Source organism: Bradyrhizobium lupini (genome assembly GCF_040939785.1).
Classification (GTDB): Bacteria; Pseudomonadota; Alphaproteobacteria; order Rhizobiales; family Xanthobacteraceae; genus Bradyrhizobium; species Bradyrhizobium canariense_D.
Genome location: NZ_CP162553.1, coordinates 7403931 through 7430127, shown reverse-complemented (window position 1 = coordinate 7430127; position 26197 = coordinate 7403931). Strand labels below are relative to the sequence as shown.

Sequence of the window (26197 nt, the reverse complement as noted above, 5' to 3'; positions counted from 1 at the left end):
TATCAGGGTGTGGCCGGCCGTTGTTGCCGGACTGGTCAGGGATCCCGGCATAGCGAAGACAAGATCGTGCGTTAAGAAAGCGCATCCTGACGAAGACGTTGCTATTTGTTCGAAAGGCCGGGAGGCGCGCAGTGAAGAAAATCGAAGCCATCATCAAGCCATTCAAGCTCGACGAGGTGAAGGAAGCGCTTCAGGAAGTCGGCCTTCAGGGCATCACCGTCACCGAAGCCAAGGGCTTCGGCCGGCAGAAGGGTCACGCCGAGCTGTACCGCGGCGCAGAATACATCGTCGACTTCCTGCCCAAGGTGAAGATCGAGATCGTGATCGGCGACGATCTGGTCGAGCGCGCCATCGACGCAATCCGCCGCGCCGCGCAAACCGGGCGCATCGGCGACGGCAAGATTTTCGTCTCCAACATCGAAGAGGCGATCCGCATCCGAACCGGCGAATCCGGGCTGGACGCTATCTGAGCCGGGTGCTATCCCGCATTTTGCGACATTCTGACAAGAAATAGGCTGCTTCGGCGGCCTCGTTTTGTTTGTGCCTCGCGCGCCTCAAGAAGCGTGAACACGGTCGCTCGAAGTTTGGAAACCGACCCGCAGAGCCAAAAGGGGTATGCATGAAGACCGCCAAAGACGTCCTGAAATCGATCAAGGACAACGACGTCAAATACGTCGACCTGCGCTTCACCGATCCGCGCGGCAAGTGGCAGCACGTCACCTTCGACATCAGCATGATCGATGAGGACATTTTCGCCGAAGGCACGATGTTCGACGGCTCATCGATCGCCGGCTGGAAGGCGATCAACGAGTCCGACATGTGCCTGATGCCCGATCCGGTGACCGCGACGATCGATCCGTTCTTCGCCGAGACCACCATGGTCATCACCTGCGACGTGCTCGAGCCGACCACCGGCGAGCCCTACAACCGCGATCCCCGCGGCATCGCCAAGAAGGCCGAGGCGATGGTGAAGTCGATGGGCGTTGGCGACACCGTCTTCGTCGGCCCCGAAGCCGAATTCTTCGTGTTCGACGACGTGCGCTTCTCCGCCAATCCCTACAGCACCGGCTTCCGCCTCGACTCCTCGGAGCTGCCGACCAACTCCGACACCGAATATGAAGGCGGCAATCTCGGCCATCGTGTCCGCACCAAGGGCGGCTACTTCCCGGTGCCGCCGCAGGATTCCGTGCAGGACATGCGCTCGGAGATGCTCGGCGCCATGGCCAAGATGGGTGTGAAGGTCGAGAAGCACCATCACGAAGTCGCCTCCGCCCAGCACGAGCTCGGCATGAAGTTCGACACGCTGACGCTGATGGCCGACCACATGCAGATCTACAAATACTGCATCCACCAGGTCGCGCACATCTACGGCAAGACCGCCACCTTCATGCCGAAGCCGGTCTTTGGCGACAACGGCTCGGGCATGCACGTGCACCAGTCGATCTGGAAGGACGGCAAGCCGGTGTTCGCCGGCAACAAATACGCCGACCTGTCGGAGACCTGCCTCCACTACATCGGCGGCATCATCAAGCACGCCAAGGCGATCAACGCCTTCACCAATCCGTCGACCAACTCCTACAAGCGTCTGGTCCCGGGCTATGAGGCTCCCGTGCTGCTCGCCTATTCCGCGCGCAACCGCTCGGCCTCCTGCCGGATCCCCTACACTGCTTCGCCGAAGGCCAAGCGTGTCGAGGTGCGCTTCCCCGATCCGCTCGCCAATCCCTATCTCGGTTTCGCCGCGATGCTGATGGCTGGCCTCGACGGCATCAAGAACAAGATCGATCCGGGTCCGGCGATGGACAAGGACCTCTACGATCTGCCGAAGGAAGAGCTGAAGCAGATCCCGACGGTGTGCGGCAGCTTGCGCGAGGCGCTCGAAAACCTCGACAAGGACCGCGGCTTCCTGAAGAACGGCGGCGTGTTCGACGACGATTTCATCGACGCCTATATCGAGCTGAAGATGACCGAAGTCGCCCGCTTCGAAATGACCCCGCACCCGGTCGAGTTCGAGATGTACTATTCGGGCTAGGTGGCCCGAACGACCACGACGCACGAAAGGCGCCCCTCGGGGCGCCTTTTTTGTGGTCATCGAGTTTCGTTCTGCGTCTGACTCCATTTCGTTCTCAAAGAACGAATCGGAATCGAGAAAACTGGCGCGCATCAATTCTTGATATCTGGTTTATTGCGCCCGAGAGATCGCGAGCGCTGTTGGTAATTCGCAGGATGCATTCAGCGCCGCGAAATCCATCCTGGAGACTAGTTCTCGTGCCTGTTTGCGAAAATCGCCAATCCTCCGCCGCCGGTCGCAACGATCGATAGCCTTATAGGCCTCGGCGCAGCCCCGCAGCTACGCCGCCGCGCGCTGCTTCGCCACCATGGCCTGACCGAACGCCTCGAACAGTTTTCGGTTGATCGGATTGTGCTGCGGGTCGTATTCGGCGTGCCATTGCACGCCGAGCGCAAAGGTCTTGGCTTCCGCGATGCGGATCGCCTCGATGGTGCCGTCCTCGGCAATGCCCTCGATCAGCACGCGCTTGCCGGGATCGAGGATGCCCTGGCCGTGCAGCGAATTGACCCTGATCTTGTCACAGCCGAGCAATTCCGCGAACGCGCCGCCCGGTGTCAGATCGACGTCGTGACGATCGGCGAACACCACTGTCGGGTCGGGATGGATCTCACCATTCTCAAGCCTTGGCATGCGATGGTTCATGCGGCCCGGGATTTCGCGGATCTCGGGATGCAGCGAGCCGCCGAAGGCGACGTTCATCTCCTGGAGGCCCCTGCAGATGCCGAACAGCGGGATACCGCGGGCAACGCAGGCGACCGAGAGCGCCAGCGCCACCTCGTCGCGGTGGATGTCGTAGGGCTCGTGCGCCTCACACGGATCGACGTTGAAACGGGTCGGATGGACGTTGGCGCGGGCGCCGGTGAGCACGATTCCGTCGACGGTATCGAGCAGCGCGCCGATATCGGTGATGTCGGGCGAGCCCGCGAACATCACCGGCAGGCCGCCGGAAACCTCGGCCACGGCGCGCAGATTACGCTCGCCGACCATCTGGACCTGAAATCGATTCTCAACGCGATGGGCGTTCCCGATCACGCCGACGACCGGCTTTCTCATCTCCCGTTCAGACCTCTCGCCGAAGACGATTCTCCAAACATGCCCCTGGGGTGGAACAAATTCAACAGAAGGGTACGCGGGACGGCAATGCTATTTTCGCGCAAATGCCTCCCGGGCCACGATCGCGCCGCCAAGGGGCAGGCCGGCGGTCTTCAGCGCGGTCGCCGCCGGGTCGCCCGGCGCAGCCAACCAGGGCAGTTTCGTCTCGATTCCGCGCGTCATGGGCTCCCCGAGCGCGCCACCGAAATCAATCGGCCAAAGCCCGTTGGGCACTATTTCGGCGGTAAGGCCACGGAGTGCGTAACCGTCGCCCAGCACCGCCTCCACATGGTCGCCGGCGACAAGGCGCGCGGTCGTAGGGTCCAGGGGATCGCCAAAGCTCACCAGCGCGGGCATTAGGTCGCCCTGCACCGCGACGACGCCGGTCTGCCGGTTGAGCTCGTTGAACGAGACGCGGTTGCCTCGCGCAGCGCCATAAGCGCGGAGCGCGACATAGTTGATGTCGTCGAGATCGAGCTTCGCGCCCTGCTGATGCGCGAGCAATGCCATCACATTCTTTCCCCGGCCGAGGTCGACGAACACGGCCTCGCCGCGCATCGTGGTGCGGCCGCCCCGGCTATTGCCGCGATCGGGCACGACGGACAGAATGCCCGACCCGGTCTTGATCCCGTCAGGCGTCGTCACCTCGACCGCGAGGCGATATTTGTGACCGGGCCGATTGATCCGGATCTGGTCGCCAATCACGAGCACAGCCAGAAGCCCGAGCAGACCCACCCATTTGCTGATGAAACTCAAGCGCGCCCCACCTGTTCTCTCCTCGTCGGTCTGCACCGTTCATACGGCAGCGTCAAACAAGCGCGTTGACGCGGTCTTGATCAAAAGCGTGTTTGTCGAAAGAGTGCCCCCCGGTCCACCTAAAGGACATTGCGTGATCACATTCCCGAATGAACGACCCCCGACCCGTTTTGATCTGGCTTGGGGCATTTCGGTCGGCGGCATCGGTGTGGTGCTGTTCGCCGTGCTGCTCGCTTTCTCCTGGTACTTCGCGACCACCCTGCTCCTGATCTTCGCCGGGGTGCTGCTGGGCCTTGGGCTCAACGCGCTGACCAACGCGCTTGGCCGGCACGCGCGTCTTCCGCATACGCTGCGGCTCGCGATCGTCTGCTTGGCCCTCGCGCTGATGCTCGCGGGCATCGCATATCTCGGCGGCGCCACCATCGCCGATCAGGCGGCGGGACTCAGCAAAACCATCAAATCCCAGATTGGCAACGTCAAATCATTCCTGGACAATCACGGCATCGACACCAGCTTCTTCGATTTCGGGAGCTCCGGACCCGGTTCGTCTCCCGACGCGCAACCGGAGCCGACGCCGTCGGCCGGCACGGCGTCGCGCGGGGCAATACCCGGCGCAGGCGCCCTTGCCTCCAGCGGCGGGGCGATCGTGAGCCAGACGTTCAAGCTGCTGCTTGGCACCATCCACGGCGTGGGAAACATCTTCATCGTGCTGTTTCTGGGAGTCGCCTTCGCCGCCCAACCCAGCGTCTATCGCGAGGGATTGCTGTTCATCGCGCCTGCAAAACATCGCGCGCGCACGGCCGTCATCATCGACCGCGTCAGCGAGACACTTGAACGATGGCTGATCGCACAGATGATCGTCATGCTCGCGGTCGGCGCGGTAACCTGGATCGGGCTTCTCATCATCGGCATCCCGGGCTCCTTCATTCTCGGGATTCAGGCGGGACTGCTCGGCTTCATTCCGACCGTCGGCGCCATCATAGCCGGCGTCGTGGTCGTGCTGGCGAGCCTCGCCTCAGGATGGATTCCGGCGCTGTCGGCGTTTCTCCTCTTCATGGGCGTCCACGCCATGGAGAGCTACGTGCTGACGCCCCTGCTGCAGCGGCAGGCACTGGACATTCCGCCGGCCACGCTGTTCGCGTTCCAGATCCTGCTCGGCGTCGTGTTCGGGATCTGGGGCCTGGCGCTGGCGCTGCCACTCGTCGCCATCGCCAAAGTCGTGATCGACCATTTCAAGACGTATGAAGCGCCGCCTCTGGCGGAGGCGGCCTGAGCCGCCTCAGGTGATGAGCACGGTTTCGGTGTGCTCGACCTCAGGGGGTGCCGCAAAATACTGGCCGACGAGCCCGCGCCATTCGGTAAAATTCTCGGAGCCGCGAAAATCGACGGTATGGTTCTCGAGCGTTTCCCACTTCACCATCAGACGATAGCGCTGCGGCTTCTCGATCGACTTGTGCAGCTCGAAACCGTGAAAACCCTTGGAGCGGCCGAAAGCGGCCCTCGCCTTGGCGACGGCGGCCTCAAAATCCTTCTCGCTGCCCGGCTTGACGTCGATTTGCGCGATCTCGGTGATCATCTGCTTCCACCCATTTTGTTCGATGGGCGTGTCTACCGCAGCCCGGGACAAGAAAAAGGCGCCGAAACGGCGCCCTGCCCGGTCCAAAAATGCAGATCACTCAGGCGAGCAGCAGAACGGTGCCAGCCACCATCAGCGCACAACCGGCGAACAGCGCGAGCGGCCAGTAATTGCGGCCTTGCGTGTAACGCCCCTGGGCGCGGCGCTCGGTGATCAGCGCGCTCTCGTATTCGTCCGCGGTCGAGAACAGGCACGCGAAGCCGCCGCGTGCCGAAGTCGCCGCGGCTTCGAGCGACATCAAGGCGGTCTGCGGGTTCTGTCGACGGATCGATTCCATGACCGCAATGGTAGGGATCGAATGGTAAACAGGGGATTACCGCGAGGCCTCCTTTGCCTAGGCGGTCGCCGGCTGCGCTTTGGACTGCGTGTTGGGCACGCCGATCCGCGCGGCGCTCTGGCGGCGCCAGTTCTCCAGCGAAAGTGGCAGCTCCTCCGCCGACTCGACGCGGTTTCGGCCGCCGCGCTTGGCCTGGTAGAGCGCGGTGTCGGCCGAGGCCAGCAGCACTTCGAGCTCGGTGCCGGCCGGACCGCCGGCGACGCCGATGCTGACGGTGGTGTCGACCGGGCCCTCGTCGACGACGACCCCGGAGGTCTCGAAGGCCTCGCGCACGCGCTCAGCGACCAGCACGCCCTCCTCGAGCGAACACGGCAGGAGGGCGGCGAACTCCTCGCCGCCGATGCGACCCGACATGTCGCTGATGCGCAGATTGCTGACGACGACGGTCGAGAACAGTTTCAGCATCTCGTCGCCGGCGGGATGGCCGAACCGGTCGTTGATCGACTTGAAATGATCGATATCGAAGATCATCACGGTCACGGGACGTCCGGCCTTTGCCTCGCGCTCGATCACGCGCCCGCAGGCTTCCGAGAAGCCGCGGCGGTTGAGCATGCCGGTCAGCGGATCGGTGGAGGCGGCGGTTCGGTGCGCGGTGACGGTGCGATCGGACACCAGCATGAAGATCACGAACACGGTGCCGACGGCATAAAGCACGAGCTCGACCGCGAACACGGTGACCCAGATGCTGCTGGCGAAACCCGCATCGTGCGGACGCAGGAAGCTGCCGAGCACGATCGGCAGCATCAAGACGCAGCCGTGCATCACCGGCACCACGAAGGCCGGCCAGCGCCGTTGCAGGCTCTTGCGTCGCTCGACCCAGAGCTCGCTGGCGGTCAACGCCGCATAGACCGACACGATGCCGGCGCCGACGATCATGCGCAGCATGGACGCGGGGGGATCGAGCAGCGTGGCGGCAGCGACCCAGGCGAGCGCGCCGACCAGGAGACCCGGCCAATTCGGCTTGCGGCCGTGGAAGACGCGCGCCGCATTCCACACCATGCCGCACGCGACGAAGCCGACCGCGTTCAGCGCAAGGTAAAGATGCGGCCCCAATCTGTCGCCCGCCGCCGTCCAGAGCGCGACCGATGCGGCGCCGAGGAGATAGGCGGTGCCCCACCATTTCAGCGCAGCGCTATTCTCCTGCCTTCCGAAAAACACCATCATGGCGCCGAGCAGTGCGGCGACCATGGTGGCGACCAAATAGAGCGTGATGCTATCGAGCGACATCATGTCGGCCCCCTTCTAGACATAGCAGTTACGCGATCGGATCAACCGATTTGCGCGCCCTTCCAAAAGCGACGCTATGTCCCGCGGGTTCCATTCAGGTTTTCATGCGAGCCCAAGTTTTCAGGAAACACGCCATCAATTTGCATACAAACGAACAGCAAAAAGGGCGCTGAAATCAGCGCCCTTTTGCATCTCATTGAAGCCGCTTTCGCGACGAATGCGACCGATGCGATTAACGCTTCGAGAACTGGAAGGACCGGCGGGCCTTGGCCTTGCCGTACTTCTTGCGCTCGACCACCCGGGAGTCGCGGGTGAGGAAGCCGCCCTTTTTGAGCACGGTGCGCAGCTCCGGCTCGAAATAGGTCAGTGCCTTGGAGATGCCGTGACGGACGGCACCGGCCTGGCCGGACAGACCACCGCCGGCGACGGTGCAGATCACGTCATACTGGCCGGACCGCGCGGCCACGGAGAACGGCTGCTCGATCATCATGCGCAGCACGGGACGGGCGAAATAGACCTCGACCTCGCGCGCGTTGACCGTGACCTTGCCGGCGCCTGGCTTGATCCAGACGCGGGCGACCGCGTCCTTGCGCTTGCCGGTGGCATAGGCGCGGTTGAACTTGTCGACTTTCTTCTCGTGCTTGGGCGCGTCGGGCGCGGCCGCCGTCTTGAGCTGCGAGAGCTGGTCGAGCGACTGGATGGATTCGGCCATGTTATGCGGCCCTCGTGTTCTTGCGGTTCAACTTGGCGATGTCGATCTTCTCGGGCGTCTGGGCCTCGTGCGGATGATCGGCGCCGCCATAGACGCGCAGGTTGCCCATCTGGACGCGACCGAGCGGGCCACGCGGGATCATGCGCTCGACGGCCTTCTCCAGCACGCGCTCGGGATGCTTGCCCTCGAGGATCTGGCGCGCGGTGCGCTCCTTGACGTGGCCGACATAGCCGGTGTGCTTGTAATAGGTCTTCTGCTCGCGCTTGCGGCCGGTGAGAACCGCATGCTGCGCGTTGATGATGATGATGTTGTCGCCGCAATCAACGTGCGGGGTGTAGGTCGGGAGGTGCTTGCCGCGCAGGCGCATGGCGACGATGGTGGCGAGACGGCCGACGACCAGACCCTTGGCGTCGATCAGTACCCACTTCTTCGTCACCTCAGCCGGCTTTGCCGAAAAGGTTTTCATGTCAGAGTTTCCGTGAACGGGGAGCATCGGCGCGAACACCGCACCGGACTGGCGGTTTTTTAGAGAACAGAGGCGCCGCGGTCAATGCCCAAAGGCGGAATTTACTTGTTCAATATCAACGACTTAGAAATATGGTATTAAGATACCCGTAAAAAGTTCAAACGTTTGGAATGGAATAGGTCGAGGTGACATGCGCAATCGGATCGGGCGAGGTGCCGGACAATAGCTTCACCTCACCGACTGCGAGGCGCTTGCCGAGCTTGAGCAGCCGCGCCTCCGCCAGCACGTCCTGCCCGGGCTGGCCCTTGCGCAGGAAGTTAATGTTGAGATTGGTGGTCACCGCGAGCCCGATCGGCCCGATCGCGGACAACAGCACCACGTACATCGCGAAATCGGCGAGCGCCATCAGGGTCGGGCCGGACACGGTTCCACCCGGCCGCAGCATCTTTTCGCTATAGCGCTGACGCAAAAGGCAGGCCTGACCGTCCGCGCTCTCGATCGTGATGTCGTCGCCGCTGAAGGCCTGGGGAAACTCGTTGCGGAGGAACTGCTCGAGCTCCGCCACGCTCATTTTCGCTAACGCCATGCTGCCCCTCACCCTCGCTTCACGTCCCCTGTTACATTAAGTTATCTGCGTCATCCAATCGCAATAATCCAACCGGAAACGCTTTGATGTCCGTCCAGGCCGCCCGCGCCCCCTCCCCGCAACTGCCGATCCTGCTGCGCGAGACCGTCGGCCCTATCGCGGTCCTGACCCTGAACCGCCCGGCCGCCCGCAACAGCCTGTCGGCGGCGATGATCGCAAGCCTGCATGCCGAGCTCAACGAGATCCGCGACGACAAGTCCGTCCGCGGCGTCGTGATCGCGGCCAACGGTCCCGCCTTCTCCGCCGGCCACGACATGAAGGAGCTGACCGCGCGTCGCGGCGACCCGGATCGCGGCCGTGCCTTCTTCGCCGAGATGATGACCGCCTGCAGCGCGATGATGCAGGCGATCGTGCACCTGCCCAAGCCCGTGGTCGCATCCGTTCAGGGCATCGCCACTGCCGCCGGCTGCCAGCTCGTGGCCAGCTGCGATCTCGCGATCGCCTCGGAAGCAGCACACTTCGCCACTCCGGGCGTCGACATCGGCCTGTTCTGCTCGACGCCAATGGTGGCGCTGTCGCGCAATGTGCCGCGCAAGCAGGCGATGGAGATGTTGCTGACAGGCGAGCCGATCCCGGCCGCACGCGCTCGCGAGATCGGGCTCGTCAATCGTGTCGTCGCCGCCGGCAGCGAGCGCCATGCCGCCATTGCGCTCGCCGAACAGGTCGCGCTGAAATCCGCCTATACCGTCAAGCTCGGCAAGGAGGCGTTCTACCGCCAGGCCGAGATGAACCTTGCAGATGCCTATCGCTATGCGGCAGAGGTGATGACCGAGAACATGATGGCGCGCGACGCCGAGGAAGGCATTGGCGCCTTCATCGAGAAGCGCACGCCGACATGGCGGGATGAGTAATTCGTCATTGCGAGCGAAGCGAAGCAATCCAGAATCCCTCCTCGGAGACAGACTGGATTGCTTCGTCGCTTCGCTCCTCGCAATGACGGCGAAAGATGAGCCCGAAAAGATGAGCCAATGAACCACGACGCCTATCCCGACAATTACATCCGGGGCATCCTCAACAACGTGAAATCGATCGCGATGGTCGGCGCCTCGCCGGCCAACGTGCGGCCGAGCTATTTCGCGTTCAAATATCTGGCCCAGCGTGGCTACGACATGATCCCGGTCAATCCCGGCCATGTCGGCAAGGAGCTGCTCGGAAAACCCTTCGTCGCCTCGCTGTCCGACATCGGCCGTCCCGTCGACATGATCGACATTTTCCGCAACTCCAGCCACATCATGCCCGTGGTCGAGGAAGCCCTCACGCTCGATCCGCTGCCGATGGTGATCTGGATGCAGTTGGGGGCACGCGACGACGCGGCGGCGCTGAAGGCGGAATCGGTCGGTATCAAGGTGGTGATGAACCGCTGCCCCAAGATCGAATATGGCCGCCTGTCGTCGGAGATCTCGTGGATGGGCGTCAATTCACGCACGCTGAGCTCGAAACGCGCTCCGGTGCCGACGCAGGGCATGCGGCTATCCCTCAATCGGATGAGTGTCGGCGGCGGCGAAACCGCGGCATCGGACCGCGCCGCCAAAAACAAGACCGAGCAAAGCTGACGCAGTTGCGAAGGTTTCATTTCGCGAACGCGACAATGCGTAGCACGATCGTTCCGATGTGAAGCCGCGCCTTGACGGCAGCCGCGGCGCCAATCAGCATGCCGCGCGATTTCAGACCACGACAACAGGACGCCCTCAATGAGCGATCGCCTTCCGGGATTTTCGACCCTCGCCGTGCATGCCGGTGCACAGCCCGATCCCACCACTGGTGCGCGCGCGACCTCCGATCTATCAAACGACGTCGTTCGTCTTCAACGACGCCGACCACGCCGCCTCTCTGTTCGGCCTGCAGGCCTTCGGCAACATCTATACCCGCATCGGCAATCCCACCAACGCGGTGCTGGAAGAGCGCGTCGCAGCACTCGAAGGCGGCACGGCCGCGCTGGCGGTGGCCTCGGGCCATGCCGCGCAGGTCGTGGTGTTGCAGCAATTGCTCCAGCCCGGCGACGAGTTCATCGCCGCGCGAAAGCTCTATGGCGGCTCCATCAACCAGTTCACCCACGCGTTCAAGAGCTTCGGCTGGAACGTGGTGTGGGCCGATCCCGACGACATCGCGAGCTTCGAACGCGCGGTCACGCCGCGCACGAAAGCGATCTTCATCGAGTCCATCGCCAATCCCGCCGGCAGCATCACCGACATCGAGGCGATCTCGACGGTGGCGCGCAAGGCGGGCGTCCCGCTGATCGTCGACAATACGCTGGCCTCGCCCTATCTGATCCGCCCGATCGACCACGGCGCCGACATCGTCGTGCACTCGCTGACGAAATTTCTCGGCGGCCACGGCAATTCGATCGGCGGCATCATCGTCGATGCCGGCACTTTCGACTGGTCGACAGGCGGCAAATATCCGATGCTATCGGAGCCGCGGCCCGAATATCACGGCATCCGGCTCCAGGAGACGTTTGGCAATTTCGCCTTCGCGATCGCCTGCCGCGTGCTCGGCCTGCGCGACCTCGGACCCGCGCTGTCGCCGTTCAACGCCTTCATGATCCTCACCGGCATCGAGACATTGCCGCTGCGCATGCAGAAGCACTGCGACAATGCGAAAGCGGTCGCCGAATTCCTCGCCGGCCATCCGGCGGTGGCCGCGGTGAACTATGCGGGCCTTGCAAGCGACAAGTACAACCAGCTCGCGCGCAAATACGCGCCGAAGGGTGCCGGCGCCGTGTTCACCTTCAGCCTGAAGGGCGGCTACGATGCCGGCGTCAGCCTGGTGTCGAAGTTGCAGCTGTTCTCGCATCTGGCCAATGTCGGCGACACCCGCTCGCTGGTCATCCATCCGGCCTCGACCACGCACAGCCAGCTCGACGACGCCGCTAAGGTCAAGTCCGGCGCCGGCCCCGACGTGGTGCGGCTCTCGATCGGCATCGAGGACAAGGAAGATTTGATCGCCGATCTGGAACAGGCGCTGGGCACGTAGCTGTCCTGGTCATTCCGGGGCGCCTGAGTGCGCCCCGGAATATGGCTCCAGTTAACAGTCATTAACCATATCTGCCGCATACATCGTCACTGGATCGCCCCTTTGATCGGAGCCGACGATGCTGCGCTGGATGGTGCCTGCCCTTGCGGCGATGCTGACGGTCTCAGCTGCGATTGCCGCCGATTTGCCGGCCACGCCAAAGCGGCGGGCGGCCGCTCCGCCACAGGAGCCGCCGCAGGTCTATGTCGAGACCGATCCGGATGCGCTGATCTCGCCGGCCTACGGCATCGGCAGCTACATCCGCAATTTGCCGGGTACGCCACTGCTCCCGGGCTCCCACACGCTGCCGGGCTATTACGGCCGCCCCTGGGACTACGATTACCAGGGCGCGTATTACGGCGGGAAGCAGGTCGATTATTTCTGGCGCCTGCCCTACTCGTGCGGCATCTACGGCTATTGCTGAAGAGCAGATCCGATCAGCCGGCCTGACCGACGGGAACGGCGCGCGGCTGCGCTTCGGTTGCGCCACGCGGCGCGAGCCGCTCTGTCTGCATCACCGCAAGCGTCAGCACCACGATCGCAACTGCCTGATGCGCGAGCGCGAGATCAATCGGCACCTGGTTGAGCAGCGTGAGGATGCCGAGCACGCCTTGCAGGCTGACCGCGCCCAGCAGCAAGAGCGCGCCGCTTGCCGCAGAACCCGCGCGTGAACGGACCGCATCGAACGCGTGCAACGCCGCCAGCGCGAACAGCGCATAGGCCGTCATGCGGTGCTCGAACTGCACCGTCAGCACATTGTCGAACATGTTGCGCCACCACGGCGTCTCGAACCACAGCCGTTCCGCCGAGGGAATGAACGCGCCGTCGATCTGCGGCCAGGTGTTGTAGGCGCGGCCCGCGCGCAGGCCCGCAACCAGAGCACCAAAATAGATCTGGATAAAGGTCACCGCGAGGAGCAAGGCGCTGGTAAAGCGCAGCCGCGACGATGCTGCGATCTGCGGACGCCCGGCGAGCCGCCGCACCGTCCAGACGATGCCGGCGAAGATCACGAGCGCGAGCATAAGATGTGTCGCCAGCCGATATTGCGACACCTCGACGCGTTCGGACAGCCCCGAGGCCACCATCCACCAGCCGACCGCGCCCTGGAGGCCGCCGAGCCCAAACAATAGCCACAGCCGCCGCTTCAACTCACCGGACAGGCCGCCGCGCCAGAGGAAGAACAGGAACGGCAACAGATAGGCGACGCCGATGAAACGGCCGAGCAGCCGATGGCTCCATTCCCACCAGAAGATCTCCTTGAACTCGGACAGGCTCATGCCGGCGTTGAGCTCGCGATATTGCGGGATCGTCTTGTAGGCCTCGAAGGCCGCCGTCCACTGCGCTTCCGAAAGTGGCGGCACGCTGCCCGTGACTGGCTTCCACTCGACGATCGAGAGCCCGGATTCCGTCAGCCGCGTTGCGCCTCCGACCAGTACCATCAGCGCGATCAGCGCAGCCACTGAGATCAGCCACCAGCGCACGGCGCGATACGGCTCGGACGGGGCGGAATTCGTCGTCATTCGAGGCAAAACCAGAGCTTGAACCGGACTGCGTGCCCCTTATAGTCCCCCGCTCCCGCAGCGCAAGTTACGCGAAAGCCGCGATATTCCGTCATGACGATCCGCACTCGCAAGTTCCTCGGCACCATCCTGCTCCTGGTGCTCGCCACCGTCTGGGCACTGCTCGGCATGGCGCTGGCGCAGATGCCGTGGATCGCCGAATCCGGCTGGCGGCAGGCGATCTACTACGTGGTGGTCGGCATGGGCTGGGTGCTGCCGGCGATGCCGATCGTGAGCTGGATGCAGCGGCCGGACCGGGCCAAGTCGAGTTCGTAGCGCTTCCAGTTCGTAGCGCTTCTAGGTCCCAGCAGTGCCAGTCGGCTTCACCGGCGCAAAAGCGACCCCCGACACCAGCACCCGCATCATGCGCAGCGAGCGCACCCGGCCGTCCCAGGAAATGCGCGGCAGCGCGCGCAGATTGGTGCGTCCCTCCGCGTCCACCACGCCCGGGATCGTCGTCACCGCGCTGGCAAAGCCCGCCTCCTCCGCCATGATGACATGGCTGCGCCGGAACGAGGCGCGATCACCGAACGGAAAGGCGAGATGCCGGATGTCGCGATCGAAGGCCGCCTCCGCCACCGCCTTGCCCATCGTCATCTCGCGCAGTGCGACCGCATCCTTCATGTTGGCGAGAACGGGATAGTTCACGGTCGCACTGCCGATTGTCACCAGCGGATCGGCCGAAAGCCTTGCCAGATCCTCCCAATTCATCGATGCCTCGCGTGAGAGCGCGGCAAGGTCGACCCGGTAGCGCGTGCAGAGGTCTGCGATCGCAGCCGACACATCCGCCGGCGGCAGCGAGCGCAGCCAGGCCTCGAGGAACGAAAACAGCGCCTGCTTCTCCGCGTTGCCAGTCACAGTGAAGCGCTGCTCCTTCTCGCCCATCAAGAGACTGACACGGCTCTCGCGCGCGATCACCTGTTCGAGTCCGAGCCACCAGGCCTCACCGACGCCGTCGGGAAACGCCGTGGGCACATAGATCGTGAAGGGCACGGCGTGGCGCGCCAGCACCGGATAGGCAAAGTCGATCAGATCCTTGCCGGCGCCGTCGAAGGTGAGTGCCACGAAGCGCCGCTGTTCCGACAGCGTCACCGCGCGCCGGCAGACCTCGTCCATGCCGACGAAATCATAGTTCCACCGCTTCAGCGCGCGAATGGCGCGATCGAGGAAATGCGGCGTGATCTCGTTCTCGCGCAGCGGCTGAAACCCGCCGCGCCGGCGCGACCGCACATGCGCAAAGCGCAGGATGGCGCCGGCTCCACGACTGCGCAGCGCAGCCTGGCCCGTGAACCAGGTCAGCTCAAGTCGCAGCCGTTCCAGCCATCTGTCGTCGGATGCCAATGTCCCACCTCGCGCCCGTCGGCGGCCGGTCCCCTCTTATAGTCATTACCCTTTGTTGACATTTCTTTGCAAAGGTCGGCCACAGGCCGAATTACGCATATTTTTGATTTCTCGACAGGTTCGCGAATGACCATGGCTGCGGCGATGCAAAGCCGGACGGCAGAATTGCCAGCGCAGTCGAAAGCGGGCCGCATCGCGCATGTCGATATCGTGACCGATCTCGGCGCGGCCGAGGCCGTCTGGCGCGCCTTCGAGCAGCCCGGTCATCTCTTCACGCCCTATCAGCGATTTGATCTGCTCAGTCCCTGGCAGCGTCTGGTCGGCGAGCAGGAACGCGCCCGCCCCTTTATCGTCATTGCCCGCGACTCCGAGCATCGGCCGCTGCTGCTGCTGCCGCTCTCGCTGCGCCAAAGCCACGGCGTGCGCACCGCCTGCTTCATGGGCGGCAAGCATACGACCTTCAACATGGGCTTGTGGAACGCCGAATTTGCAGCGCAGGTCGCCAGCGGTGATCTCGACGCGCTGCTTGCGCCGCTCAACGAACATGCCGACGTGCTCGCACTGACGCAGCAGCCGCTGCACTGGAACGACCAGCAGAACCCGTTCGCGCATTTGCCACGCCAAAGCGCGATCAACGGCTGCCCGCTGCTCACGATGGAACCGGGCGGTCCGCCGGCATCGCGGATCAGCAACTCCTTCCGCCGCCGCCTCAAGAGCAAGGAGAAGAAGCTCCAGGCGCTCGCCGGCTATCGCTATCATTTGGCGACCACCGATGCGGACATCACCCGCCTGCTCGACTGGTTCTTCCGTATCAAGCCGGCTCGGATGGCCGAACAGAAGCTGCCCAACGTCTTCGCAGAGCCCGGCGTCGAGCAATTCGTCCGCAGCGCCTGCCTTGCACCACGCGGCGACGGCCGCGTCATCGACATCCACGCGCTCGAATGCGACGACGAGGTGATCGCAATCTTCGCTGGCGTCGCCGACGGCCAGCGCTTCTCGATGATGTTCAACACCTACACGATGTCCGAGCACGCCCGCTACAGCCCCGGGCTGATCCTGATGCGCTACATCATCGACCGCTGCGCCGAGCGCGGCTACCGCTCGCTCGACCTCGGCATCGGCTCGGACGAGTACAAGCGGATGTTCTGCAAGGACGACCAGGACATCTTCGACAGTTTCGTTCCGCTGACGTCACGCGGAAAGCTCGCGGCCATGGCGATGTCCTCGCTGAGCCACGGCAAGCGGCTGGTGAAACAGAACCAGATGTTGTTCGACCTGGCGCAGCGGCTGCGGCGAGCGTTCGGGTAGCTCTCGCCATTGCACGACTGCCCACCTTCTCCCCTTGTGGGAGAAGGTGGCACGAAGCGCCGGATGAGGGGTTGTATCAGCAAGTCAAAATGCGAGAGGCACGCGCGGAGAGAGACCCCTCACCCGTCTCGCCGCTATCGCGGCGAGCCACCCTCTCCCACAGGGGGAGAGGGTAAGAAAACGCCTGCGCCGCCACGACGCGCGGCGCGTCCCTCGCATCCGACGGCTGCACCGGTCTGTTCAGCATCGTCACTTCATTGAATCCGACGGCGCTGAGCTGCTCGCACATCAGTGCGCGCGCATCCGGCGCCATCGACGCGTCGGGCACGACGACGGCGCGGGCATTCGCCGTCAGGAGCTCCGCAGGAAGGTCGGAGGCACTGCCGGCATCGAGCAGCACGTGGTCGTAGGCGCGCAGCAGCGCGTCGATCGCGAGCGTCACGCGGGGCGACTGCAACAGGCTGCGATCGAAGCCGGGGCGGCCTGCCATGACCAGATGCAGCCGCGAGAGCTTGTCCCGGGTGATGATCTGCGCGAACGACGCCTCGCCCTGCATCAGTTCGGCGAGGCCGGGTGCCGAGGCATCGACGGACACGGCGGCCATGGTCGGCGAGGACGCGGCGAGATCGACCACGACGACCCGCGCATCGCGCGCCAGGTGCCGGGCCAATGTCAGCGTCGACAGCGTGATGGCTTCGCCGCTCGCAGTGCCGAGCACCGTGACCTTCTTCGCCATGGCTCCGGCGGCGCGCAGGCTGTCGGCCAGATGCTCGATCTCCGCGAATTCGGCGACATCGGCATCGGCCGTCATCTCCGGCTGCAGCGGCGCGGGTTCTGCCATGACCGGATCGACGACCGGATCGGCGAAGGGCTCGACGACCTCCGGTTGGACGATTTGTTCCTGGCGAGCCGACGCCCGCATGAGCGTTGGCGTGAACACCGCCACCGCACGGGGCGCGGTCTGGCGCAACAACTCTCCGGTGACGACGACGCCCGACGAGAGCAGCAGTGTCGCGATCGTCGCGATCAGCACGATCGGCAGCTTCTTCGGATAGGCCGGCGTGTTCGAGACGACGGCGCGCGAGATGATGCGGCCATCCGTCGGCGCGGTGTCGATGGTCTCGCGGGTGTTGGCCTCACGGTACTTCGCGAGATAGGTTTCGAGCAGGTCGCGCTGCGCCTTGGCCTCACGCTCGAGGGCACGGAGCTGCACGTCCTGGCCGTTGGTGGCCGTCGCCTGCTTCTTGAGCTGCTCGAGGCTCGCCGACAATTCCTGAACGCGCCCGCTGGCGGCGCGCGCATCGTTTTCGAGCGTGCGGGCGAGCTTGGCGGCCTCGTCGCGGATCTGGGTGTCGAGGTCGGCGAGCTGCGCCTTCAACTCCTTGATGCGCGGATGGTTGCCGAGCAACGTCGACGATTGCTCGGCCAGCTGGGCCCGCAACGCCACGCGCTGCTGCGAAGGCGTGCGCATCGATTCCGAGTTCAAAATTTCCGACGATCTCGATCGGTTTGCCGCTCTGGATCATCTCGCGGATCAGGCGCGCCTTGGACTCGGCATCGGCCTTGAGCGCGCGCGCATTGTTGAGCTGGGTGTTGACCTCGCCCATCTGCTGGTTCGATAGCGTCGTGTTGTTGGTGCCGACGAACAGGCTCGACTTGGAGCGGAAGTCCTCGGCCTTCGCTTCGGCCTCGGAGACATTCCGTCGCAGCTCGTCGATCCTGCCGGCATACCACTGGCTGGCGTTTCGGGCCTGGTCCTGGCGCGCATCCTGCTGGAGCACGAGATAGCCGTCGGCGATCGAATTGGCGACGCGCACGGCGAGATCGGGATCGGCAGACTGGAATTCGATCACGATCACGCGTGACTTGTCGACAGCGTAGGCCTGGAGGCGCTCGTAATAGGCGTCCAGCACCCGCTCTTCCGGCGTCATCGAGAACGGATCGCGGCCCATGCCGACCAGCGCCGCAAGAGACTTCAGCGGCGAAACGCCTTGCAGCACCGGATCGAACTCGGGCCGCTCCGCAAGCTTGTTCTTCCTGATGATCTCGCGCGCGAGATCGCGCGACAGCACGAGCTGCACCTGGCTGGTGACGGCTTCGGCGTCGAGCGCCTGCCGTTCCTCGGCGCGATCGCTATTGGGCCGCAGAAACACGTTCTCACGGCCGTCGATCAGGATACGGGATTCAGACTTGTAGCGCGGCGTGATGAGATTGACGATTGCGATGGATGCGACGAGCGCCAGCACCGTCGGAACGATGATCCAGCCGCGCTTGCGCGCCAATGCCGCGCCGAGCGCGTGCAGGTCGATGTCGCCGGATTCGACTGGCGCCGGCCGCGGAGCAACGGGCGCAGGCTTTGCTTCAATGCTGGACTCGAGTTCAGCCCGCTTGGCTGCTGCCTTCGAGACAGCCCGCTTGACCACCGCCTTGTCCTTGCCGGCACGCCAGAACGCTAAACGCATCGAACACTCCCGCAGGCGCAACGCCACGAACCTACCTCAACCAGGGCGATTACACTCCATTAAGGTTGCCGCTGGGTTAATCGCAGCGTCGGGCGGCTCGCGCAGGTGCGTCCGTCACCGTTTGTTAACCACGAGGCCTCTTAATCCGTCTCGATATTTCGTCAGATTGTTCGAGCATTCGCCGTCGAGCGCTGGTTTTGATCATGCCCCCCTTTCCCGACCAGCCGCTTCGCATCCTGCACGCCGTGCGCGCTCCGGTCGGCGGCATCTTCCGCCACATCCTCGACGTCGCCAACGGCCAGGTCGATCGTGGCCATCATGTCGGCATCCTCGCCGACAGTCTCACCGGCGGTGAGCGCGCCGACAAGGCCCTTGCCGAGCTCGCACCGCGGCTGAAGCTCGGCGTGCACCGGATGGCGATCCGCCGCGAACCGTCGCCCGACGATGTGCTGGTCTGGTTCCGCTTGCGGCGCCTGATCGCCACGCTCAAGCCCGACGTCATGCATGGCCACGGCGCCAAGGCCGGCGCTTTCATCCGCATGCGGCGGCGATCCGACGACACCATCCGCATCTACACCCCGCATGGCGGCTCGCTGCATTATCCCCTCAACACCCTCAAGGGCGAGTTTTACGCGCGGCTCGAGCGTGCGCTGATGGACGCGACCGACCTGTTCCTGTTCGAAAGCGCGTTTGCCCGCGACACCTATCAGCGCATCGTCGGCAAGCCGAAGGGCGTGGTGCATTGCGTCTTCAACGGCGTGACGCCGGAGGAATTCGAACCTGTCGTCATGGCCGACGACGCCACCGACCTCGCTTATGTCGGTGAGTTCAGGCACATCAAGGGCGCCGATCTGCTGGTCGACGCGGTGGCGCGCCTGCACGAGGGCGGTAAGAAGGTCACGCTGACGCTCGGCGGTGACGGCGAGGAGACCGCGGCGCTCAAAGCGCAAGTCGAGAGGCTCGGCCTCTCCAGCGCCATCCGCTTCATCGGTCACGTCAAGGCACGCTACGGCTTTTCCAAGGGGCGGCTGCTGGTCGTTCCCTCGCGTGGCGATTCCATGCCCTATGTCGTGATCGAGGCCGGTGCCGCCGGGATACCGATGATTGCGTCCAAGATCGGCGGCATTCCCGAGATTTTCGGCGCGGAGAACCCGGCTCTGTTTGCGCCGAGCAACGCGGAAGCCATGGCGGAGGCGATCGCGGCCGCGCTCGACAATCCGCTGGGAACAGCGCAGCGCGCCTTGTCGCTTCGCGAGCGCATCTCCGCGCATTTCTCGCAGCAGGCGATGGTCGAGGGCGTGCTCGCGGGCTATCGCGACGCATTTACCAATCACTAACCATTCTTAAGACCCGCTTTAGAGAATCTTCCGATTTGTCCGATAACCCAAGCGCCAGGGGATGCTCGCCCGGGACGCAAGGACGCGGCCCGCGGGTTTTTGGAATGGACGTGGACGCCCGTGGAACCGCTCAACGCACGCTCGATGCTCGATGCCGCGACCAGCGCCGCGGCGAAGCCGGCTGACCGGCCCTTTGTGGAGCGGCGTCAACGGCTCTCGGCCGCCGCGCTCGACGTCGTCAACCAGAAGGTCGCCCGCGCCTATTCGCCGATCGTGATCACCGGCTTCGTGCGCCTCGCCGATTTCGCGCTGCTGAGCCTCGTCGGCATCGTACTCTATCTCGGCTATGTCATGCCGCACGCCGGCTCCTTCAGCTGGATCTATCCCGCGCAGATCATCGCCGTCGCGGTCTCCGCCGTGGTCTGCTTCCAGGCCGCCGATATCTATCAGGTGCAGTTGTTCCGCGGTCAGCTCCGGCAGATGACGCGGATGATCTCGTCCTGGTCGTTCGTCTTCCTGTTGTTCATCGGCATCTCCTTCTTCGCCAAGTTCGGCAGCGAAATATCGCGGCTCTGGCTTGCCGCCTTTTACGTCCTCGGGCTCGCCGCGCTCCTCTGCGAGCGTCTGGTGCTGCGCTCGCTGGTGCGCGCCTGGGGGCGCGAGGGCCGGCTCGACCGCCGCACCATCATCGTCGGCTCCGACCGCAACGGCGAACAATTGGTCGAGGCGCTGAAGCAGCAGGAGGATTCCGACATCCATGTGCTCGGCGTGTTCGACGACCGCAACGACAGCCGCGCGCTCGACACCTGTGCCGGCGCGCGCAAGCTCGGCAAGGTCGACGACATCGTCGAATTCGCCCGCCGCACCCGCGTCGATCTCGTGCTGTTCGCGCTGCCGATCTCCGCCGAGACGCGCATCCTGGAGATGCTGAAGAAGCTCTGGGTGCTGCCGGTGGACATCCGCCTCTCCGCACACACCAACAAGCTGCGCTTCCGCCCCCGCTCCTATTCCTATATCGGCGAGGTGCCGACGCTGGACGTGTTCGAGGCGCCGATCACCGACTGGGACCTGGTGATGAAATGGCTGTTCGACCGCATGGTCGGCACCCTCGCGCTGCTCGTGGCCTTGCCGGTGATGGGATTGGTAGCGCTGGCCGTGAAGCTCGACAGCCCCGGACCCGTGCTGTTCCGCCAAAAGCGCTTCGGCTTCAACAACGAGCGCATCGACGTCTACAAGTTCCGCTCAATGTACCATCATCAGGCCGATCCGACGGCCTCGAAGGTCGTGACCAAGAACGACTCGCGCGTCACCCGCGTCGGCCGCTTCATCCGCAAGACCAGCCTCGACGAGCTGCCGCAGCTCTTCAACGTGGTCTTCTCCGGCGATCTCTCTTTGGTCGGCCCACGTCCGCATGCGGTACAGGGCAAGCTGCAGAGCCGCCTGTTCGACGAAGCCGTCGACGGCTATTTCGCCCGCCACCGGGTCAAGCCCGGCATCACCGGCTGGGCCCAGATCAACGGCTGGCGCGGTGAGATCGACAACGAAGAGAAGATCCAGAAGCGCGTCGAGTTCGACCTCTATTACATCGAGAACTGGTCGGTGCTGTTCGATCTCGTCATTCTGCTGAAGACGCCGATCTCGCTGCTGACCAAGAACGAGAACGCGTATTGAGTTGAATATTTCCGTCATGCCCCTCCTTGTGCGCTGTTGCGCACTGGGGCGGGGCATCCGGTACTCCGCGGCGCCGGCCGTTTCCGCAATAGACGCCGCGGAGTACTGGATCGCCCGGTCAAGCCGGGCGATGACAGCGGTATTTGTGGCGTACCAGTTGCGTAAACGTGTGAGCGTGTGATGGCGTATGCGGCAACAGCCGGGGAGATGAATGCAGCGGTTCGGGCCGCGCCCGGCGTGTTGGCGCTCCAGCGCGCGCTGGTATGGCTGGTCGGCGCCTCCGGCGCGATCGTGTTCATCGAGCCGAGCCCCTACGAGATCGTGACGCTGCTGGCCACCGTCACCTTCTTCGCCACCGGACTGCGTCTGCGGCTCGCTTTGATGCCGCTGGTGCTGATGCTGGTCCTGCTCAATATCGGCTATACGATCAGCGCGATCCCGCTGTTCGAGCAGTCCGAGGTGGTCAGCTGGATTGCGACCTCCTGGTACATGGCGGTGACGGTCGTGTTCTTCGCCATGGTCACGTCGGAGGACACCGCTGCCCGGCTCGACATGCTCCGCCGCGGGCTCGTGATCGGCGCGATGGTCGCCTCGCTGTCGGCGGTCGCCGGCTACTTCCACCTGGTTCCCGGCGGCGACGACCTCCTGACACTGTACGGACGCGCGCGCGGCACCTTCAAGGATCCGAACGTGCTCGGCGCCTTCCTGATCCTGCCGGCGCTGTTCTCGCTGCAGAGCGTCGTCTCCGACAAGTTCGGCAAGGCCCTCCGCAACGTCATCGCCTTCGGCATCATGTCGCTCGCGATCCTGCTCGCGTTCTCCCGGGCCGCCTGGGGCGGGCTGGTGCTGACATCCGCCTTCATGCTGGCGCTGATGGTGCTGACCAGCCGCACCAACGCGCAGCGCTCGCGCATCATCGTCATGGCGATTTTGGCCGCGGTGCTGGGCCTCGCGCTGATCGCGGTGTTGATGTCGTTCGATTCCACCGCCGAAATGTTCAAGCAGCGCGCGAGCTTCGACCAGAGCTACGACGAAGGCAGGTTCGGCCGGTTCGGCCGGCACATCCTGGGAGCGGAGATGGCGCTCGACCTGCCGTTCGGCATCGGCCCGCTGCAATTCCACCGCTTCTTCCCCGAGGACACCCACAACTCTTATCTCAACGCCTTCATGTCGGGCGGCTGGCTGTCCGGCATCTGCTACCCCGCGCTGGTCTTCACGACCGTCATCATGGGCGTCAGGCACATCTTCGTGCCGGTGCCCTGGCAGCGCGCTTATCTGGCGGTGTTCTCCGCCTTCGTCGGCACCGTCGGAGAAAGTTTCGTGATCGACACCGACCACTGGCGGCATTTCTGGATGATGCTGGGCGCGATGTGGGGCATGATCGCGGCTGCGCAGATCTACAAGATCAGGGCTGGCGACGAAGCTTCTTCAGCTTGAGATCGGGGCGTTTCTCGGGCGGCGTGTCGAGCAGGCCTTTCAGCGCCGCGGTCGCCGCCAGCACGCCCTTGTAGCCCTCATTGGCGAAGCGCAGCAGCAGGCGCAATTCCTGGTCGGAATAGCCGCCAAAAACCTTCTCCATCGCCTGCTGCATCGGCACGTAGAACTGGCCGAGCCTTTCGATCGCCTCCGGCACGACCGCAATGAAGACCTTGCGACGATCGGCATCGTCGCGCTCACGACGGACCAGGCCCGCCTTTTCGAGCCGGTCGACCACGCCGGTGATGGCGCCGGTCGTGAGCCCCGTGACTTCGGCGAGCCGGCCGGCGGTGACGCGGCCTTCGAGGTACAGGATGTCCATGCATTCCAGGTCGGAATTGGCGATTCCGGCAACGTTCGCAACGGTCTGGCCATAAAGCACGCCCTGCGCGGACGACCTGCGCATCGCTTCCTCGAGCTCCTGCAGCAGCGCGGCGCGCGCCTTCGTCCTTGACAAGGCAAACCTCATATCTTAGTCGATATATATCTTAGTCACTAAGAGATTTAGCGACTGTAATTCTCCTAGCACCAGGGAAACGTCGGGAGCAAGCCATGTCCTATCGTCCTCGCAAGGCCCTGATCATCGGCGCCGGCATCGCCGGCCCCGTCGCGGCGGTCCTGCTGCGCCGCGCCGGCATCGAGTCCGCGATCTACGAAGGCTGGCCCTATTCGAAAGGCATCGGCGGCGGCCTTCAGATCGCGCCGAACGGCATGCAAGTCATGGACGAGATTGGCCTTTCGAATGAGCTGATCAGCCGCGGCTCGATCGCGGAATCGTTCGACTTCTATTCGCAAGGCGGAGAGAGGCTCGGATCGATCAACCGCGACATGGCGCGACGTTTCGGCCAGCCCGCGGTCAATGTCTGCCGCGCCACGCTGAACGAGATGCTGATCGACAAGGCCTGGTGCGCATGCGTTTCACTTTATTTCGAGAAGCGCCTGATCAAGATCGAGGATCGCGCCGACCAGCCGATCATCGCCTACTTCGCCGACGGTACCACGGCCGAAGGCGACTTCCTGATCGGCGCCGACGGCGTGCATTCGGTGACGCGACGCCAAGTGGTGCCGGACGGGCCGCAGCCGTTCGATACCGGACTGATCGGCTTCGGCGGCTTCGTGCCGCACGCCGTCCTGGATGGCCGGCCGATCGGCCGGCACGTCGAAACCACGTTCGGACAGAGCGGCTTCTTTGGCTACGGCTATTGCAGCCCCGATCCGAACGACGGCGTGATGTGGTGGAGCACGCAACCCGCGCACGGCATGGACGCGGCGATGTTTCGCGCGCTCGACCATGCAACGCTGAAGCAGCACCTGCGCGGCTTCCACCGCGGCTGGCACGATCCGATCCCTGGCATCATCGAGGCAGCCGAGAACATCGTGGTCACCGACACGCTCGACGTCGCCACCCTGCCGACCTGGTCGCGCAAGCGCTCGCTGCTGATCGGCGATGCCGCCCATGCGACCAGCCCCCATGCCGGCCAGGGCGCCTCGCTCGCGCTGGAGGATGCGATGCGCCTCGCCCGGTTGATGCAGCAAGGCCGGGAGCTCGGCGCCACCTTCCAGGCCTTCGAGGCCGAACGGCGCCCGCGCACGGAAAAGATCGTCTCCATGGCCCGCCGCAACGGCAACAACAAGCGCGAGTTCAGCGCCACCGGCGCGTGGATCCGCAATCAGATGATGAAGTGGCTGCTGCCGCTGGGCGCGAAAAGCATGGAGTTCATGTACGCCTACGACGCGCGGGCGGTGTAGTGGCACGAACGCTGTCATGCCCGCCTTGTGCGCACTTGCGCACCGGGGCGGGCATCCAGTACGCCGCGGCCTCTCGATTCAATCGGTGCCGTCTCTGGAATACTGGATCGTCCGGTCGAGCCGGACGATGACACCGTGATTGCGGCAAGTGACCGCCTCTACTTCTCCACCGCGAACGTCAGCCCGGCATTCTCGACCAGCCGCTTGATCAGCTTGTGCTGCATCGCCGCGCCCGGGGTCCAGAAGCCGGCTGCGACGTCAGTCGTGTCCCGCAGCATGCAGATGGCGCATTCGGAGATCATCTTCGAGGTCGAGCCGTAGCCGGGATCGCGGTCGCCGGTGACGCCGGCGCGAACCATGCGGCCATCGGGTGCGATCGCGACATAGAGCAGATCGAACAGACCGTTTTCACGCTCTTCCTTCGACGGCCCCTCGCCCGGCTTCGGTGCGTCGGGGCCGGTCTTGCCCGCATTGGCAGCCATCACGAGCTTGGCGTTGGCCTCGCCCTTCTCGCCGGGACCGGTCAGGACCATCTCGTCGTAGACGAAGTCCTGGCCGTAGGGGAATCCCATCAGCATGTTGGAGCGGTGAACGTTGCGCGTGTTGATCAGCGCCATCGTGAACGGCGCGGCCCAGGATTGCAGATCCTCCTCGAAGGCGGCCCTGTTGCCTTTCGGCTGCTTCGGGCCGGTGAAGCCGGGCGTCAGCGCAAAATGATCGTTGAGAATGGCGACAAGGCTGAGATCCTTGGCCACCGCATCGAAGGTCGCCTTAGCGCTGGCGGCGGTGCCGCCCGAGAGCGTGCCCCGCATGTCGCGCACACGCCCTTTCACCCGCGGGGCCGGCGCGCCGAAGACACGTTTAGCCTCTTCCTGGACGAAGAATGTACCGAGCTCGAACGGCACGGAATCGTAGCCGCACGACAACACGATCCGCGCGCCGCTCTCTTTTGCAGCCGCCTCGTACTTGTCGATCATCTGGCGCATCCAGATCGGCTCGCCGCAGAGATCGAAATAATCCGTGCCCGTGGCCACGCAGGCCGCGAGCAACTCCTCGCCGTAGAGCTGATACGGGCCGACGGTGGTGATCACCGACATGGTCTGCTCCGCCATCGCCTTCAGCGAAGCCGCATCCGACGCATCCGCGACAATCAACGCCGTATTCCCGGGCGCGCCGATCGCATCGCGGACCGATTTCAGCTTGCCGAGGCTGCGGCCTGCCATCGCCCATTTGAGCGCGTGGTCGCTCTTGTAACGCTGGGTCAGGTATTCGGCGACGAGCTGGCCGGTAAAACCGGTCGCGCCATAAACGACGATGTCGAATTTCGCAGAGCTCATGATCC

At 64.2% G+C, this 26197-nt stretch carries 24 protein-coding genes and 2 pseudogenes; 13 read left to right on the top strand and 13 right to left on the bottom strand.

Annotated elements, in window-relative coordinates; all coding sequences use genetic code 11:
* The first annotated feature begins 131 nt into the window (after positions 1–131).
* A complete protein-coding gene (locus AB3L03_RS35790; protein WP_007603495.1) occupies positions 132–470 on the top strand; it encodes a P-II family nitrogen regulator in 339 nt (112 codons plus the stop codon).
* A 149-nt stretch (positions 471–619) separates the two neighbouring features.
* Complete coding sequence (gene glnA / locus AB3L03_RS35785; RefSeq protein ID WP_007603494.1) at positions 620–2029, top strand: type I glutamate--ammonia ligase; 1410 nt, start codon at positions 620–622, stop codon at positions 2027–2029.
* A 318-nt stretch (positions 2030–2347) separates the two neighbouring features.
* Here the strand turns inward: glnA and AB3L03_RS35780 are convergent, their stop codons facing one another.
* Both AB3L03_RS35780 and AB3L03_RS35775 read right to left on the bottom strand, forming a co-directional pair.
* Complete coding sequence (locus AB3L03_RS35780; protein WP_018455114.1) at positions 2348–3121, bottom strand: gamma-glutamyl-gamma-aminobutyrate hydrolase family protein; 774 nt, start codon at positions 3119–3121, stop codon at positions 2348–2350.
* Positions 3122–3211: 90 nt separating this feature from the next.
* Positions 3212–3916: a hypothetical protein gene (locus AB3L03_RS35775; RefSeq protein ID WP_204511360.1), complete on the bottom strand. Its 705-nt coding sequence runs from the start codon at positions 3914–3916 to the stop codon at positions 3212–3214.
* A gap of 136 nt (positions 3917–4052) precedes the next feature.
* Here AB3L03_RS35775 and AB3L03_RS35770 point away from each other — a divergent pair, with 136 nt between their 5' ends.
* A complete protein-coding gene (locus tag AB3L03_RS35770) occupies positions 4053–5189 on the top strand; it encodes an AI-2E family transporter (protein ID WP_039799329.1) in 1137 nt (378 codons plus the stop codon).
* A 6-nt stretch (positions 5190–5195) separates the two neighbouring features.
* On the opposite strand, the gene AB3L03_RS35765 is transcribed toward AB3L03_RS35770, so the two are convergent.
* The 6 genes from AB3L03_RS35765 to AB3L03_RS35740 form a co-directional block, all read right to left on the bottom strand.
* The gene (locus AB3L03_RS35765; RefSeq protein ID WP_085362109.1) at positions 5196–5492 is read right to left on the bottom strand and encodes an antibiotic biosynthesis monooxygenase; all 297 of its coding nucleotides are present in this window, start codon (positions 5490–5492) and stop codon (positions 5196–5198) included.
* A 100-nt stretch (positions 5493–5592) separates the two neighbouring features.
* Positions 5593–5829 carry a hypothetical protein gene (locus tag AB3L03_RS35760; protein WP_085362108.1) on the bottom strand — a complete coding sequence of 79 codons (237 nt, stop codon included), beginning with the start codon at positions 5827–5829 and terminating at the stop codon, positions 5593–5595.
* 57 nt (positions 5830–5886) lie between these two features.
* Positions 5887–7119: a diguanylate cyclase gene (locus AB3L03_RS35755; protein ID WP_085362107.1), complete on the bottom strand. Its 1233-nt coding sequence runs from the start codon at positions 7117–7119 to the stop codon at positions 5887–5889.
* Between the two features lie 229 nt (positions 7120–7348).
* Entirely contained in the window at positions 7349–7828 is a 480-nt protein-coding gene (gene rpsI, locus AB3L03_RS35750) for a 30S ribosomal protein S9 (protein WP_007603485.1), read from the bottom strand.
* A gap of 1 nt (position 7829) precedes the next feature.
* Complete coding sequence (rplM, locus tag AB3L03_RS35745) at positions 7830–8294, bottom strand: 50S ribosomal protein L13 (RefSeq protein WP_018455120.1); 465 nt, start codon at positions 8292–8294, stop codon at positions 7830–7832.
* Positions 8295–8451: 157 nt separating this feature from the next.
* Entirely contained in the window at positions 8452–8880 is a 429-nt protein-coding gene (locus AB3L03_RS35740; protein WP_007603483.1) for a PaaI family thioesterase, read from the bottom strand.
* Between the two features lie 86 nt (positions 8881–8966).
* Between AB3L03_RS35740 and AB3L03_RS35735 the strand changes: the two genes are divergently transcribed.
* The 4 genes and pseudogenes from AB3L03_RS35735 to AB3L03_RS35720 all read left to right on the top strand — a co-directional run bounded on the left by AB3L03_RS35735 (position 8967) and on the right by AB3L03_RS35720 (position 12376).
* Entirely contained in the window at positions 8967–9791 is an 825-nt protein-coding gene (locus AB3L03_RS35735) for an enoyl-CoA hydratase (RefSeq protein WP_204511362.1), read from the top strand.
* A gap of 117 nt (positions 9792–9908) precedes the next feature.
* A complete protein-coding gene (locus AB3L03_RS35730) occupies positions 9909–10493 on the top strand; it encodes a CoA-binding protein (RefSeq protein ID WP_085384765.1) in 585 nt (194 codons plus the stop codon).
* 138 nt (positions 10494–10631) lie between these two features.
* A pseudogene (locus AB3L03_RS35725) lies at positions 10632–11913 on the top strand (O-acetylhomoserine aminocarboxypropyltransferase).
* 118 nt (positions 11914–12031) lie between these two features.
* Complete coding sequence (locus AB3L03_RS35720; protein ID WP_085362104.1) at positions 12032–12376, top strand: hypothetical protein; 345 nt, start codon at positions 12032–12034, stop codon at positions 12374–12376.
* 13 nt (positions 12377–12389) lie between these two features.
* On the opposite strand, the gene AB3L03_RS35715 is transcribed toward AB3L03_RS35720, so the two are convergent.
* Entirely contained in the window at positions 12390–13472 is a 1083-nt protein-coding gene (locus AB3L03_RS35715; protein WP_085362103.1) for a COX15/CtaA family protein, read from the bottom strand.
* 93 nt (positions 13473–13565) lie between these two features.
* Here AB3L03_RS35715 and AB3L03_RS35710 point away from each other — a divergent pair, with 93 nt between their 5' ends.
* A complete protein-coding gene (locus AB3L03_RS35710) occupies positions 13566–13787 on the top strand; it encodes a DUF2842 domain-containing protein (protein ID WP_007603477.1) in 222 nt (73 codons plus the stop codon).
* Positions 13788–13808: 21 nt separating this feature from the next.
* On the opposite strand, the gene AB3L03_RS35705 is transcribed toward AB3L03_RS35710, so the two are convergent.
* Positions 13809–14852 carry a polysaccharide deacetylase family protein gene (locus AB3L03_RS35705; RefSeq protein ID WP_204511363.1) on the bottom strand — a complete coding sequence of 348 codons (1044 nt, stop codon included), beginning with the start codon at positions 14850–14852 and terminating at the stop codon, positions 13809–13811.
* Positions 14853–14978: 126 nt separating this feature from the next.
* Here AB3L03_RS35705 and AB3L03_RS35700 point away from each other — a divergent pair, with 126 nt between their 5' ends.
* Positions 14979–16160: a GNAT family N-acetyltransferase gene (locus tag AB3L03_RS35700; RefSeq protein WP_085353381.1), complete on the top strand. Its 1182-nt coding sequence runs from the start codon at positions 14979–14981 to the stop codon at positions 16158–16160.
* 187 nt (positions 16161–16347) lie between these two features.
* Here the strand turns inward: AB3L03_RS35700 and AB3L03_RS35695 are convergent.
* Positions 16348–18622, bottom strand: a pseudogene (locus tag AB3L03_RS35695) (GumC family protein); the annotation flags it as partial.
* Between the two features lie 203 nt (positions 18623–18825).
* On the opposite strand from AB3L03_RS35695, the gene AB3L03_RS35690 reads away from it, so the two are divergent.
* The 3 genes from AB3L03_RS35690 to AB3L03_RS35680 all read left to right on the top strand — a co-directional run bounded on the left by AB3L03_RS35690 (position 18826) and on the right by AB3L03_RS35680 (position 23067).
* The gene (locus tag AB3L03_RS35690) at positions 18826–19959 is read left to right on the top strand and encodes a glycosyltransferase family 4 protein (protein ID WP_204511365.1); all 1134 of its coding nucleotides are present in this window, start codon (positions 18826–18828) and stop codon (positions 19957–19959) included.
* A gap of 120 nt (positions 19960–20079) precedes the next feature.
* Positions 20080–21630, top strand: coding sequence for an undecaprenyl-phosphate glucose phosphotransferase (locus AB3L03_RS35685; RefSeq protein WP_368507972.1), 1551 nt, complete (start codon positions 20080–20082; stop codon positions 21628–21630).
* A gap of 180 nt (positions 21631–21810) precedes the next feature.
* A complete protein-coding gene (locus tag AB3L03_RS35680; RefSeq protein WP_247369842.1) occupies positions 21811–23067 on the top strand; it encodes an O-antigen ligase in 1257 nt (418 codons plus the stop codon).
* Here the strand turns inward: AB3L03_RS35680 and AB3L03_RS35675 are convergent.
* Positions 23036–23512 carry a MarR family winged helix-turn-helix transcriptional regulator gene (locus AB3L03_RS35675; protein WP_051462695.1) on the bottom strand — a complete coding sequence of 159 codons (477 nt, stop codon included), beginning with the start codon at positions 23510–23512 and terminating at the stop codon, positions 23036–23038. The genes AB3L03_RS35680 and AB3L03_RS35675 overlap by 32 nt on opposite strands.
* Positions 23513–23658: 146 nt before the next feature.
* On the opposite strand from AB3L03_RS35675, the gene AB3L03_RS35670 reads away from it, so the two are divergent.
* A complete protein-coding gene (locus AB3L03_RS35670; protein ID WP_368507971.1) occupies positions 23659–24855 on the top strand; it encodes an FAD-dependent monooxygenase in 1197 nt (398 codons plus the stop codon).
* A 158-nt stretch (positions 24856–25013) separates the two neighbouring features.
* On the opposite strand, the gene AB3L03_RS35665 is transcribed toward AB3L03_RS35670, so the two are convergent.
* Positions 25014–26192: a trans-acting enoyl reductase family protein gene (locus tag AB3L03_RS35665; protein ID WP_204511369.1), complete on the bottom strand. Its 1179-nt coding sequence runs from the start codon at positions 26190–26192 to the stop codon at positions 25014–25016.
* Between the last annotated feature and the right edge of the window lie 5 nt (positions 26193–26197).